At 41.0% G+C, this 19349-nt stretch carries 18 protein-coding genes and 1 tRNA gene; 16 read left to right on the plus strand and 3 right to left on the minus strand.

The genetic code is table 11. The features are described 5' to 3' along the window. The first annotated feature begins 41 nt into the window (after positions 1–41). The 3 genes from ACM0OY_RS18180 to ACM0OY_RS18190 are packed head-to-tail and all read left to right on the plus strand — an operon-like array spanning position 42 to position 1474. A complete protein-coding gene (locus ACM0OY_RS18180) occupies positions 42–458 on the plus strand; it encodes a XisH family protein (protein ID WP_414570244.1) in 417 nt (138 codons plus the stop codon). Next, positions 446–781, plus strand: coding sequence for a XisI protein (locus ACM0OY_RS18185; protein ID WP_414570245.1), 336 nt, complete (start codon positions 446–448; stop codon positions 779–781). The genes ACM0OY_RS18180 and ACM0OY_RS18185 overlap by 13 nt, the downstream gene beginning before the upstream one ends. A gap of 9 nt (positions 782–790) precedes the next feature. Then, positions 791–1474 carry an HAD family hydrolase gene (locus ACM0OY_RS18190; protein ID WP_414570246.1) on the plus strand — a complete coding sequence of 228 codons (684 nt, stop codon included), beginning with the start codon at positions 791–793 and terminating at the stop codon, positions 1472–1474. A 235-nt stretch (positions 1475–1709) separates the two neighbouring features. Here ACM0OY_RS18190 and ACM0OY_RS18195 read toward each other — a convergent pair. Together ACM0OY_RS18195 and alr are read right to left on the minus strand one after the other, a co-directional pair. Further along, positions 1710–1791: transfer RNA gene (locus ACM0OY_RS18195), tRNA-Leu, on the minus strand. Positions 1792–1913: 122 nt separating this feature from the next. Next, the gene (gene alr / locus ACM0OY_RS18200; protein ID WP_414570247.1) at positions 1914–3101 is read right to left on the minus strand and encodes an alanine racemase; all 1188 of its coding nucleotides are present in this window, start codon (positions 3099–3101) and stop codon (positions 1914–1916) included. 318 nt (positions 3102–3419) lie between these two features. On the opposite strand from alr, the gene ACM0OY_RS18205 reads away from it, so the two are divergent. The 13 genes from ACM0OY_RS18205 to ACM0OY_RS18265 all read left to right on the plus strand — a co-directional run bounded on the left by ACM0OY_RS18205 (position 3420) and on the right by ACM0OY_RS18265 (position 18680). Next, positions 3420–3917 (plus strand): HNH endonuclease, encoded by a 498-nt coding sequence (locus tag ACM0OY_RS18205; RefSeq protein WP_190883361.1) that lies wholly within the window; start codon positions 3420–3422, stop codon positions 3915–3917. A 924-nt stretch (positions 3918–4841) separates the two neighbouring features. After that, positions 4842–6125, plus strand: coding sequence for a DHH family phosphoesterase (locus tag ACM0OY_RS18210; protein WP_414570248.1), 1284 nt, complete (start codon positions 4842–4844; stop codon positions 6123–6125). A gap of 525 nt (positions 6126–6650) precedes the next feature. After that, positions 6651–7121: a DUF29 domain-containing protein gene (locus ACM0OY_RS18215; protein WP_414570249.1), complete on the plus strand. Its 471-nt coding sequence runs from the start codon at positions 6651–6653 to the stop codon at positions 7119–7121. Between the two features lie 766 nt (positions 7122–7887). Next, a complete protein-coding gene (gene sixA, locus ACM0OY_RS18220) occupies positions 7888–8382 on the plus strand; it encodes a phosphohistidine phosphatase SixA (protein WP_414570250.1) in 495 nt (164 codons plus the stop codon). A gap of 107 nt (positions 8383–8489) precedes the next feature. Further along, positions 8490–9626, plus strand: coding sequence for a citrate synthase (locus ACM0OY_RS18225; protein WP_414570251.1), 1137 nt, complete (start codon positions 8490–8492; stop codon positions 9624–9626). A gap of 374 nt (positions 9627–10000) precedes the next feature. Further along, on the plus strand, positions 10001–11119 hold the full coding sequence (gene nuoH / locus ACM0OY_RS18230; protein WP_414570252.1) for an NADH-quinone oxidoreductase subunit NuoH: 1119 nt from the start codon (positions 10001–10003) through the stop codon (positions 11117–11119). Positions 11120–11298: 179 nt separating this feature from the next. Continuing rightward, the gene (gene ndhI / locus ACM0OY_RS18235; RefSeq protein ID WP_414570253.1) at positions 11299–11883 is read left to right on the plus strand and encodes an NAD(P)H-quinone oxidoreductase subunit I; all 585 of its coding nucleotides are present in this window, start codon (positions 11299–11301) and stop codon (positions 11881–11883) included. A 171-nt stretch (positions 11884–12054) separates the two neighbouring features. Beyond that, a complete protein-coding gene (locus ACM0OY_RS18240; protein ID WP_414570254.1) occupies positions 12055–12666 on the plus strand; it encodes an NADH-quinone oxidoreductase subunit J in 612 nt (203 codons plus the stop codon). 60 nt (positions 12667–12726) lie between these two features. Then, entirely contained in the window at positions 12727–13032 is a 306-nt protein-coding gene (gene nuoK, locus ACM0OY_RS18245; RefSeq protein ID WP_006199065.1) for an NADH-quinone oxidoreductase subunit NuoK, read from the plus strand. A gap of 6 nt (positions 13033–13038) precedes the next feature. After that, positions 13039–13959, plus strand: a complete 921-nt coding sequence (locus ACM0OY_RS18250) for an NAD(+) kinase (RefSeq protein ID WP_414570256.1) — start codon at positions 13039–13041, stop codon at positions 13957–13959. 671 nt (positions 13960–14630) lie between these two features. Continuing rightward, positions 14631–15422 carry a GNAT family N-acetyltransferase gene (locus ACM0OY_RS18255; RefSeq protein ID WP_414570257.1) on the plus strand — a complete coding sequence of 264 codons (792 nt, stop codon included), beginning with the start codon at positions 14631–14633 and terminating at the stop codon, positions 15420–15422. A gap of 624 nt (positions 15423–16046) precedes the next feature. After that, positions 16047–17726 (plus strand): glycosyltransferase family 39 protein, encoded by a 1680-nt coding sequence (locus ACM0OY_RS18260; protein WP_414570258.1) that lies wholly within the window; start codon positions 16047–16049, stop codon positions 17724–17726. Between the two features lie 234 nt (positions 17727–17960). Beyond that, positions 17961–18680 carry a DUF4079 domain-containing protein gene (locus ACM0OY_RS18265; protein ID WP_414570259.1) on the plus strand — a complete coding sequence of 240 codons (720 nt, stop codon included), beginning with the start codon at positions 17961–17963 and terminating at the stop codon, positions 18678–18680. A 167-nt stretch (positions 18681–18847) separates the two neighbouring features. Here ACM0OY_RS18265 and ACM0OY_RS18270 read toward each other — a convergent pair whose 3' ends face one another. Beyond that, a complete protein-coding gene (locus tag ACM0OY_RS18270; protein WP_414570260.1) occupies positions 18848–19294 on the minus strand; it encodes a response regulator in 447 nt (148 codons plus the stop codon). Positions 19295–19349: the final 55 nt, after the last annotated feature.

Raw genomic sequence — 19349 nt, forward strand, 5'->3', positions numbered from 1 at the left:
TTACGAATTACAAAATAGAAAATGCTTTATAATACTGTACTATGCCAGCAAGAGATATCTTTCACAACGCAGTCAAAAAAGGACTAGAAAAAGAAGGGTGGAAAATTACCCACGAACCCTTACCTGTCAGTTTCGAGTTAGGGGATATGTACATAGACTTAGGTGCCGAAAGAATTCTAGCAGCAGAAAGAGAGGGCGAAAAAATTGCTGTTGAAATTAAAAGCTTTTTTAAAACATCTGCAATTTCTGAATTTCACACAGCTTTAGGACAGTTTATTAACTATCGACTAGCATTATTTGAACAAGAACCAGACCGTACTCTCTATTTAGCGGTTCCCATCGATACATATACTTCCTTTTTTACTATCAGACTTATACAAAACGTTATCAAAATATATCAACTTAAATTGATTACTTATCAGCCTGTAACGGAGGATATTGTCGAATGGATAAACTAAAAAAATACCAACAAATAATTCAGCAACTTCTCCAAGAATATGCTGCAATTTCTAGTCAAGACCCAGAAATTGAAACCCAATTAATTTTTGACACAGAACATCACCACTATCAACTTGTAAATGTCGGCTGGAAAAATCAACGTCGTGTTTATGGTTGTTTTTTACATCTAGACATCAAAAATGGTAAAGTTTGGCTGCAACACAATGGTACAGAAAATGAAGTAGGAGAAGATTTAGCAAATTTAGGTATCCCCAAGCAGGATATTGTCATCGGTTTTCATTCCCCATTTAAGCGCCAATTTACAGATTATGCTGTGGGTTAAATAAATATTATGCATTATTCTGTATTGGCCACTGACTACGACGGCACACTAGCAACTGACAATCATGTAAATGAAAATACTTTGGCAGCACTTTCACGTCTGCGGAGTTCTGGTTACAAACTCATCTTGGTGACAGGTAGACAGCTAGATGAATTGCTACAAGTTTTTGTACATATAGATTTATTTGATTATGTAGTAGCAGAAAACGGTGCTTTGCTCTACTCACCAGCTACCTGCCAAAAGAAACTATTAGGTTCGCAACCATCAGCAGAATTTATTAACGCATTGCGCGATCGCCAAGTCAAGCCAGTGTCAGTTGGTCGTGTAATTGTCGCCACATGGCGTCCCCATGAAACTACGGTTTTAGAAACTATCTGCCACTTGGGATTAAAATTACAAGTCATATTGAACAAGGGTGCGGTGATGGTGCTACCCTCAGGAATTAACAAAGCCACAGGCTTAGCTGCCGCTTTGGATGAAATGCAGTTATCACCTGAAAATGTAGTCGGGATTGGCGATGCAGAAAATGACCATGATTTCCTCAGTTTTTGTGGTTATTCAGTGGCAGTTGCCAATGCTTTGCCAACACTAAAAGAGCGTGTGGATTTTGTGACTCATGGTAGTCGCGGGGATGGTGTTATAGAACTGATTGAAAAACTGATCGCCGAAACAGAGCTAAGTAACGAGTACTAAGTAAAAAAGTAAAATTCGACCGACGCAGTGATTAAAACCAAAGACGATTGTCTTCGGGTTTGATATCGCACAATCATTGAGCGATCGCAAAGTTAGAAAACACAGACAATAATCTTCTGACGCCAGTAGAATCTGGCTCTACTGACCCTCTTCCTTGCAGTTGACGATAAATTAACTCATAAATTCACTGCATAAGCCAACAGCCTCATGCAGTTTTCGGCAATTAAATTAAAAATGCGGATGAAAGGACTTGAACCTTCACTCCTTTCGGAACTAGAACCTAAATCTAGCGCGTCTGCCAATTCCGCCACATCCGCATAGGTTCTTATCTTACCATAAGAAATTATTTTTGGGAATAGAGAGTGGGGGAGATGGGGAGGCCGGGGGAGCAGGGGGAGAAAGAATAAGTAATCCTCAATCCTCAATGCCCCATGCCCAATTACATAACCGCAACCCGAGGCAGACGATGTTTGAAGCCGCAGAGAATTTCCCAAGAAATGGTATTTAATTGTTCTGCCCAATCGTCTGCTGAAATTTTTTCTTTTCCCTGTTCTCCAAGCAAAGTGACTACTTCTCCTTCTTGGATATCGGGTATGGCGCTGACATCCAGCATCAACTGATCCATTGTGATTGTCCCGATTTGCGGCACTCGCTGACCGCGAATTAACACATGCATTTTGTTGGAAAGATTACGAGGAACACCGTCAGCATAGCCAATTCCCACAACGGCGAGGCGAAGTTCACGCGGGGCGATAAATTGATGACCGTAGCTGACAGCGGTTCCTGGGGCGATTGTTTTGACTTGGGTAACTCGTGCCTTAAGTTGTAAAACGGGTTTGAGGTCGATCGCCTTTTGTAAATGGGTTGCTGGATAAAGTCCGTAAACTGCTAAACCTACTCGTGCAATATCGTAGTGCAATGCTCGGTCTGTAAGTGCAGCAGCTGAGTTTGCCAAGTGCAAGCAAGGCGGTTGGATTCCCATTGCTTTGATTTGGGCGATCGCTTCCTCAAATCGTCTATGCTGTTCCTTCATCGCGGTAGTGTCAGGATCGTCTGCTGTTGCCAAATGAGAATAAATACTGGCAATAGAAAGATGTGGTAACCGCTGTACCAATTGCACAAATTCAGCAGCTTGCTGCCAATTAGTTCCCAACCTAGACATTCCCGTGTCTAATTTGATGTGTACGGGTACGGGAGAACCATAGTTCATGGATTCTAGAGTATCAGAAAATACTAAGGCTTGTTTCGGACTGCACAGTGTCGGCTGAAGTTGCCATTGAGCGATCGCATGAATTTGCTCTGGTGTATGAGTCGCCCCTAAAATCAAAATCGGTGCTTGAATTCCGCCTTCTCGCAATTGAATCGCCTCTGGAACTGTAGCAACTCCCAGCCAGCTAGCTCCCGATTGGATTGCAATTTGGGCTACTGTTACCGCTCCATGTCCATAGGCATCAGCTTTTACCACTGCCATCAATTGAGTACGTGGCGATAACAGCTGCACTATTTGTTGTACATTGTGCGACAACACCCCTAAATCAATTTCTACCCAAGCTCGTTGCGAAAACCATGCGTAGGTGTCGCACTGTTCATTAGGAACTACACCAGGGCTTTGCTTGCGACTTAACATTTGTACTGACTCCTATCACAGCAGAGCTAAACTTCCGATTATCTATCTATACACGCTCCTAAAAGCGAGATCAGATTAAACAGGAAGTTTAACGCTGACTTGGAATTGATACAAGATGCTGATGGTGAAGTGGGGAGTCGGGAGTGGGGAGTCGGGGAGATGGGGGGACGCAAAGACAGATAGGGCACAAAGAATAACTAATGACTAATGACTAACTTAATTTTCTGAATTATTCCAGAAAGTATAATTTCTTATCATCTCCCTATAAGGGTATATTTGTGTTAATATATGTAAAACTAATACCCTTAGCGCAGATCAATGGGGAAGGTTTTAGTCTTAAACGCCTCTTACGAACCTCTCAATATAACGAGTTGGCGTCGCGCTGCGGTTCTGTTAATTAAGGGCAAGGCAGAACGGGTGGAACACAACGGTAAATTCCTTTATTCGGATTTTCCGCTGCCGACCGTAATTAGGTTGCGTCATTATGTCCGCGTTCCTTATAAAGAAATTCCTCTCACTCGCCGAAACATATTGCATCGTGATGGTCATGCCTGTCAATACTGTGGTTACACAGGAGACGAATTGACCTTAGACCATGTAATACCGCGATCGCGCGGCGGAGGGGATAGCTGGGAGAACATTGTTACAGCTTGTGTTCGTTGCAATGTTAAAAAAGGCAGTCGCACTCCCCACGAAGCTCATATGCCTTTGCGTCATCTTCCTCGCCAACCTTATAGCAGTCTTTATTTCGAGGTCAGCAAACATCTCAAGAGTGGACTGCACACAGAGTGGCAAAAGTATGTTATAGGACTTTGATATGACGTAGCCTAGTAACCAAAAAAGTATACAAGAATAGTCATAGGTTTGCCTTTGTGCTTGGTTTTGAAATAAGGCTAAAGCCGAGTTGCACACATTTTGCCTTGACAAATTGTGTGTTAGATCAGTTTTGTCCACATATTGTGAGGGACATTGTTCGGCAGAAGCTAACATAGCAGTTTAATGAAATCCAGGCAAAAAAGACAACAGCTTCTTAATATACCTCATAAAAGTAGCAAATTACTAGGATGATTTGAAAAATATTTAAATTTTCAACTGACCGCACTGTTAAGCAATCCTTACTTGCTGAAGTCTTGTAACATACCTTGAGATTACTAGACTCATTGGGTATGGGGCATTGGGAGTGTGGGAGGAGTCGGAGGATGAGGAAAAAATCTTTCCCCCTCTCTCCCCACACTCCCCCATCTCCCCATCTCCCGATTCCCTAGCCCCTTTTACAAAAAATGCAAAACACGCCCTGTTTGTTAAAGATATAATTATTAATTGCTCATTAGTCAAAATAATGAGACTATTGAACATAAGATTGTTTCAAATATCAAAGAGTCTCTCTAAAGTATTAGATGGAAAGTATACCCTAAGTAAGATAAAGTTTAAAGTTCGGCTATCAATTTTGAATAAAAATCCCTGCCATTTAGATTACAGAGAAGAAAAAAGCTCATAAAAAACCTTTATGCTGCAACATAAAGCCAGATATACAAAACTTACTTTTTTCCAGCAACTACATGCGTTCTAGTGAAATTTAGTTGATTGCTGGGCGCTGTTACTGACAAAAAATATACTTAGGTATATAGTGCGATGTCTTGAGATTTTTGCGAAGATCAAAATAATGTGGCTAAATTCAGTAAATTGCTGATCTTAGTGTTTCTGAATTAATGGAGCCTCACACTTTAAAAAAAGTTCCCTATGTACTTAAATTCTCCCGTTAATGAGTTTGAGAGTTTGTCATTGACCAAAGAGCCAAACCCAGAGGAAGCTGAAATAGAGAAAGACGCAGTGGAAGTTGCACTTAAAAGTCCATCATTACAACCATCGCTAAGCGAAGCAGCTATCTATCTTAGCCAGCGTGGTAATTCCTTAACACAACAAAAGTCAGAAGAACTGCAAAAAACTCTGCTAGCGCACCGACACGATCGCCAACTAGTAATTTTGCAAGATTTTCCTGACCCAGACGCTCTTTCTTGTGCCTGGACTTATCAATTAATTGCCCAGCAATACGATATCAAATGTGAAATAATTTATGCTGGTGCTCTGAGTCATCAAGAAAATATTGCCTTGGTTAGACTCACTAATTTACCTATCCAACGCTGGACGCAGCAAACCTTGAAAACCAAAGATTTGTCATCTTATCAAGGTTTCGTTTTAATTGATAACCAAGGAACTACTTCACAGCTAATATCAGCAGTTCAGCAGGCTGGAATTCCATTAGTTGCGCTGATCGATCATCATAGTTTACAAGGCGAACTCGAATCAGAGTTTGTGGATGTTCGTCCTTATGTACGAGCGACGGCGACAATTTTTACTCAATATCTGCAAGCGGGATTACTAGCATTAGATAGCAGCATCAATCAACACGTAAAATGTGCTACTGCCTTGATGCATGGCTTACGTTCGGATACAAATCGGCTGATGCAAGCGCAAGAAGAAGATTTCATGGCAGCTGCATATTTAAGCCGATTTTATGACGCGCAACTGCTGAATGCCATTTTACAGGCGAATCGTTCCAAGCGGGTGATGGATGTAATTGAGCGATCGCTAAAAAATCGCATTGTTCAAAATAACTTTTCCATTGCTGGTGTTGGTTACCTACGCTACGACGACCGCGATGCCATCCCCCAAGCGGCTGATTTTCTCGTCACCGAAGAAAACGTCCATACCGCCGTAGTTTATGGCATTGTTCACGATGAAGACGAAGAATTAGAAATAGTCATTGGTTCCTTGAGAACCACCAAACTCACCCTCGATCCTGATGAATTTATCAAAGAAGCCTTTGGGCAAGATAGCACAGGGCGCTTTTTTGGTGGTGGAAGGACAAGCGCAGGCGGCTTTGAAATCCCGATGGGTTTTTTATCTGGCAGTAACGAAAATTCCGCCTATGCAAAAATGAAATGGGAAGTATTCGACGCTCAAATTAAGCAAAAGTTACTGAGGTTAGTTAATCCCAGAGATAACCCAATTCAGTCCGAGTAGAGGGAGATGAGGGAGATGGGGAGAACTCCTAACTCATGTACTAACCAAAGTGTGTTTTGTTACATAACATCCCTTCCCGACTTTTAAAAAAAGTCGGGAATTTAGTTTTTATTAATTAATTGGGAATCTAGTTCGTGCCTAATCTTAACGTCAGTTCGATAAACCTCTCCCCAACCCCTCTCCTTGTGGGCTATCCATTACCCGGATCTTTCTCAACATTTGCGAGAGTATTCACTCACGTTTCTTACAACCCTTATTGGTCTGTTGTTAATTCTCAATAAAAACCTAATTTTAGCGAGAATATTAAGAGCCAATTTGTCAAGTATGCCTCACACCTCAGTGTTTAAGATGCCTACAAAACAAACGTTTCAAGATTGTAAAGAAAGATGTGACTAATGGATAGCCTTGTGGGGGAGAGGTTTGGAGAGGGGTTTTTTAGATTCGTCGAATTCACGTAATCTTAAGTAAATCGGTACAAATAAAGTTAACTCGTGCTTACCTATTTATTTCCCAAAAAGGAGCGCCATGAAGTCCATAGAACTTCAAATGTTAAAAACTTTGTATGAGCAAGACTTTTATGCTTGGGTAGAGCAGACCGCAGCACTTTTACAATCGCATCAGTGGGACACGTTGGATTTAGAACACCTAATTGAGGAAGTGGTGGACTTGGGTAAGAGTCAACAGCGGGCGTTGCAAAGTGCGTTGCGGTTAGTGTTGTCGCATTTGTTGAAGTGGAAATATCAATCTGAACGTCGTAGCCATAGTTGGCAAGTGACCATTACCCGTGAGCGACTGAATATAGATGAATTGCTGCAAGAAAGTCTTAGCTTGCGCCGTTTTTTAAATGATGCCGAATGGATAAATACTACTTATCAAAGAGCGCGGCAAGAGGCAATGGTGGAAACTGGTTTGTTGGAGGATGACTTTGCGATCGCCTGTCCCTTTTCTGTTGATGAAATTTTAGACTTAGACTTTTATCCTAATGCTGAGGAATAACCGTAAGGTTCTTTACGCTATAACGACCGCAAACCGTATCCAAAATTAAATAAATATACGGGTTATATTTCAATACAGTTCAGATAAGACCAAAACACTTGTAGAGACTGCGATTTATCGCGTCTCGAAAACCCAAAATTTTTTACCAGTAGCCTTTAACTGAACCGTATTGGGTTATATTTAGTATCTTAAATGGCTAGCATCATGATTATCATGATTAGTCAGTTTTATTTCTAATGAAAACTATAATTTTTCTTTGCAACGGTGAAGCAGAATATTACAGCGAAAAAGGAATCATTAAAAATAAACAACTTCCTGGCTTGATAAAGTCGGTAATTTCGTCAGGGAATTATTATATAACATCGTGGATCTGTGGAAATTCCAAATTTATAGAAGTTGGAGATAGAGCCTATCTTCAAAAAAGTTGAAATATTAGCAAAAAGTAATCGACTTTATTGCCTTTTTGCGACAAAAATATGCAGTAGTTGAACCTGCCTAGGAATCGCTAGATTTGGACTTGATAAATGATAACTTTATTGGGGGCGCGTAGGCGTAGCCCGTCGTAGATATTGCCAATATTATCTAGCTAACTAATAGCACTGCTTGGGTACGTAGTGTTCGAGAAAATGAGTGGTCAAAGCCGCATAACTAAACTCAACAATCGTTGATAACGAATTGGTAATGATGATTAAGGTTAGGATAGATGAATACAGAACAAGCGTAACTAAATAACTCACCGCAGGGTACGCTAATAAAATTCAAAGTTATGGAACTATACTTAATTCGTCATGGCATCGCCGAAGATAAAGATTTAGGCATCAAGGATGAGGAACGCAGCCTCACCAAAGAAGGAAGGCAAAAAACCGAGAAAGTTGCCGAGAAACTTGTAAAATTAGGTTTAAATTTTGATTTGATTGTCACCAGCCCCTTAGTGCGTGCCCGCCAAACGGCTGAAATCCTCATAGCACATCGACTAAGTTCCCAGCTAGAGGAATCTAGCCACCTTGCTCCTGAAGGTGAAATTTCTAGTTGGCTGGTAGATTGGTTAGAGCCAAGAAATTATTCCCAAAACACTCAACTGGCCTTGGTTGGACATGAACCTGGTTTGACCACTTGGGCAGAAATTCTTTTATGGGGAGAGGTCAAAGCAAGCTTAGTCTTGAAAAAAGCAGGTATGATTGGGATAAAACTACCAGAAACAGGTTCTTCTTTGGGTCGTAGTCAGATGTTTTGGTTGACACCACCCAAGTACCTGCTGTAACAGTTTTTCAACATTTTCGATTGTTGTTAGAAGGGCTACTGTTATGGCGACAATAATTTCTGGTAAGTTAGCTTGATCAGATATTTCAAAAAGTAAATGGTGTTGCCATGATGGTGTGCGAATACAAGCCTGGTCTAGAAGGCATTCCCGCCGCCCAATCGAGTATCAGTTATGTTGATGGGCAAAAGGGAATACTAGAATATCGTGGCATCCGGATTGAGGAACTAGCAGAAAAAAGTACATTCCTGGAAACTGCTTATCTCTTAATCTGGGGTGAATTGCCCAGTAAAGAAGAACTCCAAGCATTTGAACATGAAGTTCGTCACCACAGGCGAATAAAATACCGCATTCGGGACATGATGAAATGCTTTCCAGAAAGCGGTCACCCAATGGATGCCCTGCAAGCCTCTGCTGCTGCTTTAGGGTTGTTTTATTCGCTCCGGGATTTACATAATCCAGCCTACATTCGAGATTCAGTTGTGCGCTTGATAGCAACCATTCCGACGATGGTGGCGGCCTTCCAACTGATGCGAAAAGGCAATGACCCCGTGCGTCCCCGTGATGACTTAGACTACTCTGCCAATTTTCTATACATGCTCAATGAGCAAGAACCCGATCCTTTAATGGCACGGATTTTTGATATCTGCTTGATACTTCAGGTCGAGCATACAATGAATGCTTCCACTTTCAGTGCCAGGGTGACAGCTTCCACTTTGACCGACCCTTATGCTGTGGTTGCTAGTGCCGTGGGAACCTTGGGAGGGCCTCTGCATGGTGGAGCCAATGAAGAAGTAATTCAGATGTTGGACAAAATTGGCTCTGTAGAAAATGTCCGCCCCTACATAGAGGATTGTCTGCAACGTAAATCTAAGATTATGGGCTTTGGACATCGTGTTTATAAAGTGAAAGACCCACGAGCCATAATTTTACAAAGCCTAGCAGAGCAACTGTTTGAGAAGTTTGGCTATGACAACTCCTATGACATTGCTCAAGAGATGGAACGAGTAGTAGAGGAAAAACTTGCTGGCAAAGGGATTTATCCCAATGTTGACTTTTATTCAGGTTTGGTGTACAGGAAAATGGGAATTCCCACAGACTTGTTTACGCCAATCTTTGCGATCGCCCGCGTTGCCGGTTGGCTAGCCCACTGGAAAGAACAGCTAGCAGAAAACCGGATTTTCCGTCCTACCCAAGTTTACAACGGTCGTCACGAAGTTCCTTATCTCCCCATTGATCAACGTTAACTGGCATGGGGCATAGGGCATGGGGCATGGGGCATGGGGCATGGGGCAAACAGAGAGTGTGGAAGTGGTGGGAAGAATGGGAAGCTTTTTCTAATCTCCTCACACTCCCCCATCTTACCCTGCTTCCTCTGCCTCCCCTGCCCCTATGCCCCTTTGCCCCCCACTCAATAGCCAACGTCAATGCCAACCATAAGTAGAAGTTCTGATGTCGCTTCAGGGTGGTAAAACCATCCAAGGATATACTAGGCATGGGAATTGGCAACAAATCTTCAATCAGACGTCATCTTGGCAAAAATTATCAATGAGTGAATTTACAGATATTATTCAAGTAATATTTGTAACTCAGTTGGACTAATGTCTTAAAGAGCGGAAACATGAATTCAGGAATTGACCTCCAAGGAACTTTTATTGAATCCCTCACGGATTTAGGTGTACCAGCAGGAACAGCCAAAGCAATTTGGATGCCACTGCCAATGGTACTAATGCTGATTGGGGCAACAGTGGGGGTATTAGTCGCTACCTGGCTAGAACGAAAAATTTCCGCCGCCGCACAGCAACGAATTGGCCCAGAATACCAAGGGCCTTTTGGATTACTGGTGCCTGTAGCGGATGGTCTGAAGCTGGTATTTAAAGAAGATATCGTGCCAGCCAAATCCGATCCCTGGCTATTCACCCTCGGCCCAATTATTGTTGTGATTCCGGTGTTTCTGTCGTTCCTGATTGTTCCCTTTGGGCAGAACATCGTGATTAGCAATGTGGGTATGGGTGTATTTTTATGGATTGCCTTGTCAAGCATTCAGCCCATTGGCTTGTTGATGGCTGGCTACGCATCTAATAATAAATACTCCCTTTTAGGGGGCTTGCGGGCAGCAGCGCAATCTATTAGTTATGAAATTCCATTGGCGTTGGCAGTCTTAGCGATCGCTATGATGTCTAATAGCCTCAGTACCGTTGACATTGTTAATCAACAATCTGGCTACGGCATCTTGGGCTGGAACATTTGGCGTCAACCAGTCGGTTTCCTGATTTTTTGGATAGCCGCCCTAGCTGAGTGCGAAAGATTGCCCTTTGACTTACCCGAAGCAGAAGAAGAACTAGTAGCAGGTTATCAGACTGAATACGCAGGCATGAAATTCGGTCTGTTTTACCTGGGCTCCTACGTTAACTTAATACTTTCTTCCCTACTAGTAGCAATTCTCTATCTCGGTGGTTGGGACTTTCCCATTCCCCTCAACCTCATAGCTAGTTGGCTGGGAATCAGTGAAGCCAATCCCGTGTTGCAGATAGTAACTGCTTCTTTAGGTATCACCATGACCGTACTCAAAGCCTATTTACTAGTGTTTGTCGCCATTTTGTTGCGCTGGACAGTGCCACGGGTACGGATTGACCAATTGTTAGATTTAGGATGGAAGTTTTTGTTGCCAGTTGGTTTGGTTAACCTCCTATTAACCGCCGCCCTGAAACTAGCCTTTCCTTTCGCCTTTGGTGGGTAAAGGAATTTTAGATTTTAGATTTTAGATTTTGGATTAAGTCTGAAATCTAAAATCCAAAATTGATGAGATTTTGGATTAAGTCTAAAATCTAAAATCCAAAATTGATGAGATTTTGGATTAAGTCTAAAATCTAAAATCCAAAATCCAAAATCCAAAATTGATAGAGAGAGTGAAACACGATGCTAAAGTTCCTCAAACAAGTTGGTGATTACGCCAAAGAAACAGTACAAGCTGCACGTTACATCGGTCAGGGGCTTTCTGTTACCTTTGACCATATGCGTCGGCGTCCGATTACCGTACAGTACCCTTACGAAAAACTGATTCCTGGCGAACGGTTTCGCGGTAGAATTCACTTTGAGTTTGATAAGTGTATCGCCTGCGAAGTTTGTGTTCGCGTTTGTCCAATAAATCTGCCTGTAGTAGATTGGGAATTCGACAAAGCCAGCAAAAAGAAAAAACTCAAGCACTACAGTATTGATTTTGGAGTTTGTATCTTTTGCGGTAATTGTGTGGAATTTTGCCCCACTAACTGTCTATCTATGACAGAAGAGTATGAGCTTTCCACTTACGACCGCCATGAATTGAACTATGACAACGTAGCGTTAGGTCGTCTGCCCTATAAAGTAACAAATGACCCAATGGTGACACCACTACGCGAACTAGTTTATCTACCCAAGGGCGTCCTCGAACCCCACGGACTGCCTGCGGATGCGCCGCCTGCGGGTGCGCGTCCACAAGATTTGGTGGAACAAACCGAAAAATAAATGCGATTCGTCATTTGTCTTTTGTTATTCGTCCTTTGTCCTGTGTCTAAACCAAATGACTAATACTTCTCTACGAGAGGCACTCGCGTTCGCTCAGTACAAGTGACTAATGACCAATGACCAATGACCAATGACCAATGACCAATGACAATTGACTGAGGACAAAAAACAGTGAATCTAGCGGAAGGAGTACAGATTGTATGCCTTGGCGTACTGGGTGTGATGATGATTGGGGCAGCCATTGGTGTAGTGCTGTCCCCTAGCATCGTCTATTCTGCCTTTATGCTAGGGGGCGTATTCATCAGCATGGCGGGAATTTACCTGTTGCTGAATGGTGATTTTGTTGCCGCCGCACAAATACTAATTTATGTTGGGGCGGTTAACGTGCTGATTTTGTTTGCCATTATGTTGGTGAATAAACGGCAGAATTTTGCGCCATTTCCCAACTCTTGGGTGCGGAAACTACTAACGGGTATAGTCAGCTTAGGATTGTTTGGCCTTTTGAGTACGATGGTATTAGCGACCCCTTGGGCGTACTCAACTCCTCCTGTGGTGGGTAGTACAAGTTCCATAGTTTTGATTGGAGAGCATTTCTTCACTGACTTTTTACTACCTTTTGAATTAGCTTCGATTTTGCTGCTGATGGCGATGGTAGGAGCGATCATTTTGGCACGTCGCGAGTATTTGCCAGACCTGGCACCATCTGAACTACCACAAACGGTTTTGACTTTGCCAGAACGCCCCAGAGAACTAGTATCGACCAGCAGCGAAACAAAAGAGTAAAATTTGCGACTTTAGTTGCAAATAAAGAGTCATGTTTTTTCAGAAGGAATACTCAGATTCATGCAACTCCAGTACTTTTTATTATTAGCAGCGGCTTTATTCTGCATCGGCATCTACGGTTTAATTACCAGTCGCAACGCTGTGCGGGTGCTGATGTCGATTGAGTTGCTGCTCAATGCTGTTAATCTCAATTTAATGGCATTTTCCAACTTCCTTGACTCAACATTAATTAAGGGTCAGGTTTTCACCGTGTTTGTGATTACCGTGGCCGCGGCCGAGGCGGCGGTGGGTTTAGCGATCGTGCTTGCCATTTATCGCAACCGTGATACCGTCGATATGGAGCAGTTTAATCTCCTGAAGTGGTAACTGTGCGTGCAACTCAAGCAGGTAATCATTGCTTATAAAGCGCGGGATGCCCGGAGTAAACAATGGGCAGAAATGTGCGCTAAACAACTCGAAAATCGCCACTGCCAGGTATTGATGGGACCTAGTGGGCCGAAAGACAATCCTTATCCTGTCTTTTTGGCTTCGGCGAATCAACCAATCGATCTCGCTTTGGTACTTGGTGGCGATGGTACTGTTTTAACTGGTGCCAGACATTTAGCCCCGGCTGGCATCCCAATTCTGGGAGTGAATGTGGGAGGTCATCTGGGGTTTTTAACTGAGTCAGTGGACGAGTTTCAGGATACGGAGAAAGTTTGGGATCGACTGTTTGAGGATCGCTATGCTATCCAACGGCGGATGATGTTACAAGCTGCAGTGTATGAGGGTCATGGGTCTAATTTGGAGCCAGTCAGTGAGCGTTACCTGGCTTTGAATGAATTTTGTGTCAAACCGGCTTCTGCTGACCGAATGATTACCTCGATCTTGGAAATGGAAATCGATGGTGAGGTAGTCGATCAATACGTCGGGGACGGATTGATTATTTCCACTCCCACAGGTTCCACAGGTTATACCGTTTCTGCTAATGGGCCAATTATGCACGATGGTATGGAGGCGATTACCGTTACTCCGATTTGTGCAATGAGTCTTTCTAGTCGCCCCCTCGTTTTACCCCCTGGTTCTGTGGTGAGTATTTGGCCTTTGGGGGATTATGATTTGAGTACCAAGTTGTGGACAGATGGAGTGTTGGGGACTTCAATTTGGCCTGGACACCGCGTTGATGTCCGGATAGCGGATTGTCGAGCTAAATTTATTATTTTGCGCGAGAACAATTCTTACTATCAAACACTGCGGGAGAAGTTGCTCTGGGCAGGTACAAGGGTTCGTTACAGCAATAATCACCGTAATTGATAAAGTATTTGAGAGCGCTTTTGTTATAAATGGCGATTGCTACGCCAACCCAGACATCACAATTAAAATTATCCCAGCCCCTGGATTAATCTAGGGGCTTTTTGCCCTGATAGTGACTCTTTTAACTAATACTAATCTGCACATCTGAGCGTAACTTTCAGTTTGGCAAAGTAGGGAGTAGGGAACGGGGAATAAAATTTCTAAATTACGTTTGTGAATGTAAATTTGTATGATAGCATTTCACGAAGTTCCTGCTATAGATATGTGAGGCCATACAGATGACAGATGTAAGTCCCTACGAACAATTTATGTGTTGCAAAGATTTTTGAAAATAGTATTACTTGCATTTATACCCTATATCGAAGGAAAATTTTGTATCTTATTGCCAGATTTTTTTGCTATTAATGTTGATAATAAAAACACTATATCCCTAATCCCAAAGAGAAAAAAAGCTCTGTTGAGGATTTTTCATGGAAAACTCTGCCAATCACATTTCGACGCATTGCATAATGCGATCTATTTGCACAGCGCCTAAATTATAGTAGGATATTTTCGCAAATCTAATACCAATTTGAAAAATGGATGCGACAGATGGATTCAGAGATCCCTTTAAGAGAAAGAAATTCTCAATCCAAAATCCCAAATCCCAAATGTTATAAGTAGGAAGACAGATGGAAATTTCTGGCCGCAACATCAATTACCCACTGAATCCTCTTTCTCTTCAAGATTTTCCTGTCATTCAGACTAAAAAATATATCCTACGGCTGGCGTCAACTGAAGAAGAATTAAAATCGATTTTTCGATTGCGTTTTGAAGTTTTTAATCTGGAACTAGGCTTGGGATTATCTACTTCTAGCTTTACCCAGAGGGATGAAGATAAGTTTGATGAGGTTTGCCATCATTTGATTCTCATCTGCAAACAAACAGGTAAAACGATTGGAACTTATCGGATGCAAACCTATAAAATGGCTTCTCAAAGACTAGGCTTTGATGCTGCCGATATATTTAATCTTAATGCAATTCCTGATTCTGTACTTCAGGCATCAGTCGAAGTTGGGCGTGCATGTATAGCTAAAGAATACCGCAATAGTCAGACTCTTTTGCTACTCTGGGAGGGGCTAGCAAATTATCTCATTTGGACTAAAAATCAATATTTCTTTGGCTGTGGATCGTTACTAACACAATCCCCTTGGAAAGCTACTTGCGTTTATAATTATTTTCGGCAGAATGGCTTGATGCATCCGAGTATTTTAGTTTATCCAAATTCTGAATATTGTCTAGAATTGCCTCAAAATTGTTCAGATTTATGTGATGTGGAAATTCCTAATATTTTGCAGGCATACTTGAATATTGGTGCTAAGATATGTAGTCTTCCAGCTATCGATCGCCAGTTTAAAACTATTGATTTTTTAACTATATCTAATAGCAAACATTTCGTCAGATGGGGTTATCAAATTTTTTAAACATTATATTTTGTCTTGGCAACAGTCAGTCGTGGCTACCCCTACAAAAAAAACGAATGTTGACTGAAGCCAGTTTTGCAGGATTTGATACAACCTTACCCAATTCTTTTCATAGTTAATAGAGGAGGGTGTTTATTGCCAATCTGGCAAATTAAGTGACTCTCAATTAAGTTGGCGATGTCTGACAAGCAGTTACGCTTGAGAGGAAGTTTAATAAACCTCTTTGCCTTCAGCCTCCCTCTCCTAGTAGGATACTGCTCGTTATTCAGGCATGTTACCCCTCACACCAGGATTGATTTTTTAGGGTTAAATCTAGCATATCTCAAAGGTTATTTCATAGGAAAATGAGAGATGTACCAAATGAGGGGTGTGACCCCCTACTGCCTCGCTGTATCTTACCACGAGGGGATTTTAAGGCTCTCCCTTAGAAAAGGAGAGGTTTGAAGAAGGAAAAGTTTGAGTGGAGGTTTCATTGATGAAAGCTTTTTGAGAAAGAGGTCAAATCACCTTGCTCGAACTCACATCGGTTGATGTCTCGGTAATGTCTACGATGGGCTACCTCTGGGCATCTCATCCAGCCAAGCAAACTGGATCGTTTTAAATAAATTTTTGGGAAAATTACTTATGCGCCATCTCAAATTTGCGCCGAGTTGGTTGCGGCTTTTAATTCTTTTTTTGTTGACGATGAGTATATTGTTTCGCTTTTTTAACCTTGATGGCAAGGTTTACTCATATGATGAGACTTATACATCATTGCGGATTTCTGGGTTTACCATAACTGAAGTCAAACAGCAAATTTTTAATAATCGTGTTATTGCCAAAGAAAGTTTTGCTAAATTTCAAGGTGCAAATCCAGAAAAAAGTTTAAATGACACAATTATGTCTTTGGCGAGAGAAGATTCTCAGCATACGCCGTTGTATTACATAATCGCTAGATTGTGGACGGAAATCTTTGGTAATTCGGTAACAGCAATCAGAAGTTTATCTGCATTCATTAGCTTCCTAGTTTTTCCTTGTGTTTATCGGCTATGTCGAGAATTATTTGATGTGCCATTACCCATTCCTGGTGTAGCGATCGCACTTATGACTATCTCTCCAATTCACTTAGTATATGCCCAAGAAGCACAAGAATATATTCTCTGGTTAATCACTATCTTACTATCTAGCACTTCACTACTGCGAGCAATGAAGTTGCAAGCACAAGATAAAGATGAACTAACAAAACAACAACCAGATTTTTTCGGTGCTTGGAGTATTTATGCAATAACTTTAGCCATTAGTCTTTATACATTTCTTTGGAGTGGATTTATAGCACTTGCTCATGGAATTTATGTGATTGCTACAGCCAAATTTCAGTTGACTGAAACTGTGAGAAATTATTTGCTAGCATCACTAGTAAGTTTCTTAGCTTTTATGCCTTGGATGACAGTTGCGATCGGTGAATTTTTTCAATTTCTAATTTCAGGAGAGAAAACAACAACACAGTCATCTTTGATACCTATAATTCCATTTTTATTGATGCAGAGCAGTCGGATTTTTTTTGATATAAATTTGACATTACAAAATCCTCTGACATATTTAATTACACCAATTTTTTTAATTTTGGTAGGATATGCAATTTATTTTCTTTGTCTTACCACTAGTTCTAAAGTCTGGTTATTTATTATTACATTGATTGTAGTGCCAGCACTGCCAATAATACTACCATATTTAAATGCTGGGGGTATTCGATCTTTTACTGAACCATATTTAATACCATTTTATTTAGGAATCCAACTAGCTGTTGCTTATCTACTAGCTACGCAACTATATAATGGCAGCATGTCACGTCGAAGCAGCTGGCACATAATCATGGGATTGTTGATTATTTGTGGCCTGATTTCTTATAAGGTGAATTCCCAAGCAGAAACTTGGTGGAATAAAAGTATGAATTATGGCAATCTTCAATTTGCCCAAATTATCAATCAGAGTAATAGCCCACTTTTGATGAGTAATTCTTTAGACAATAATTATGGGCATGTCTTTTCTCTAAGCTATCTGTTGGAACCAAAAGCGCGGTTTTTGTTGGTGAATAATCAAAAAATTCCAAAAATTCCTAAAGAGTTTGCTGATGTATTTTTACTCAATCCTTCAGACAATTGGCGCGAACGAATAGAAAAAAAGTATAACGTCAAAACAGATATTGTTTACGGTGATAATTATTACTCTGTTTGGAAATTGGCTAAAGTTCGTAATTTACGCCGACGTGATATGCCATTAAATAATAAATTATCTGCTAGTTTAAAAGATATATTTATTTGCTGAGAATCAGTTATACATAAAAAAATAAATATTAAGCAAATTCTCAGCTTAAATTAATTTAACTAATGGTATGATGTCTTAAGATTTTTCCAAGCCAGAACTATAATATTTTATCATTTGGCCAATGTTACGGGTATAGTTATTGCAACTGACAAAAAGAATGCTGCCAGTGAAAAATACTTATTTTTATTTATATTTGAATATTCCAGGTATCAATAATTTATCAAAAGGTGTTCTATGCAAATAACAGATATTTTGGGTATTTTACATCCGGCGATCGCAGTTATTTTTGTGTTTCCGCTCATCGGTATAGTAGTTAAGTTTGCTTGGCAGACACGTCAACGTCGATTGCAAATTTTAGCTGGAAGTAAGAGCAAAATTCCTCCAGTTGTGGGCGTAGAACACAAGCAATTAGGTGAATGGTTAACAAGTGGAGTGGTTGGACTAACTTTAATAGGATTATCTTACCCTATTGGCAAAAATATTATCAAAAATCAATTGTGGAATCAAACACCTGTCCAAGTTGTGTTTATTCTGTTAATATTTGTCGGCATTATCGCTTCTTTAGCGCTACTTTATCGCGCTCAGCAGCGAGTATGGCGAGGAATTTTTGCCACTTTAACTGGTGCAGGTTTAATAATTCTAGGTTTTCAGGATGGAGTATTTCGGCGCGACAATGAGTGGTACTGGTCACATTTTTATATTGGGATGACCGCAGCAATGTTGATGGTTTTTTCGTTAGCAATTGTGCAAGATATTTATGTTGATAAATCCAATCGCTGGCGCATCATCCATACGATTTTAAATTGTATTGCTTTATTGCTATTTATTGGACAAGGTATAACAGGAATACGAGACTTAATAGAAATTCCCCTGAGTTGGCAAGAACAGTACATTTACCAGTGTGATTTTGCTAATCAAACTTGTCCAACGCCAAACCCTCAAGCGCCAAAATAGGTAGAGAGTAGGGGAGTTAACAATTCAAAATTCAAAATGACGCTCGCGGACACGGCTTAGCTGCGCTAACAAAATTCAAAATTGAAGACATTTCAGAAGGGGACTGTTACGTCAGATACGGTTTAATTCTCTGCTGTTTTCAGCAGTAAGTGAAACTCACAATCCAATTAGTTTCGTGGCAGTGTAACTGCTATCAGCCAGAAATCTTTGATTAACTGTAGAACTTGAATGAACTGGAAGACATCAATAGGTTTTGTTACATAGCAATTAGCACTCAGATGATAAGAACGTAGTATATCTTGCTCATCATTAGAAGTAGTAATTACGATAACAGGAATGGATTTCAGATTTGGGTCTGATTTGATTTCTGTTAACACTTCGCGTCCATCCATTCCTGGGAGATTCAGGTCAAGCAGTATTAAGTCTGGACGGAGAGCATTAGCAAACTCTCCTTGCTCCCGCAAGTAGTTCATAGCACTTTCACCATCTTCAACCCAGTGCAAGTTGTTGGCGATTCTGGCATTCAAGAAGCCTTTGATAGTGAGGTTTGCATCGCTAGGAGAGTCTTCAACTAGCAAAATTTCAATAGGTCGGGATGCCTGATCGTCAACCATGCAGTTAGTAAAGAGCTATTAATTTCGATATGTAGTATGTATCTTTTAAAGAATA

Origin of the sequence: Nostoc sp. CCY 9925 (assembly GCF_963920935.1) — a bacterium.
Classification (GTDB): Bacteria; Cyanobacteriota; Cyanobacteriia; order Cyanobacteriales; family Nostocaceae; genus Nostoc.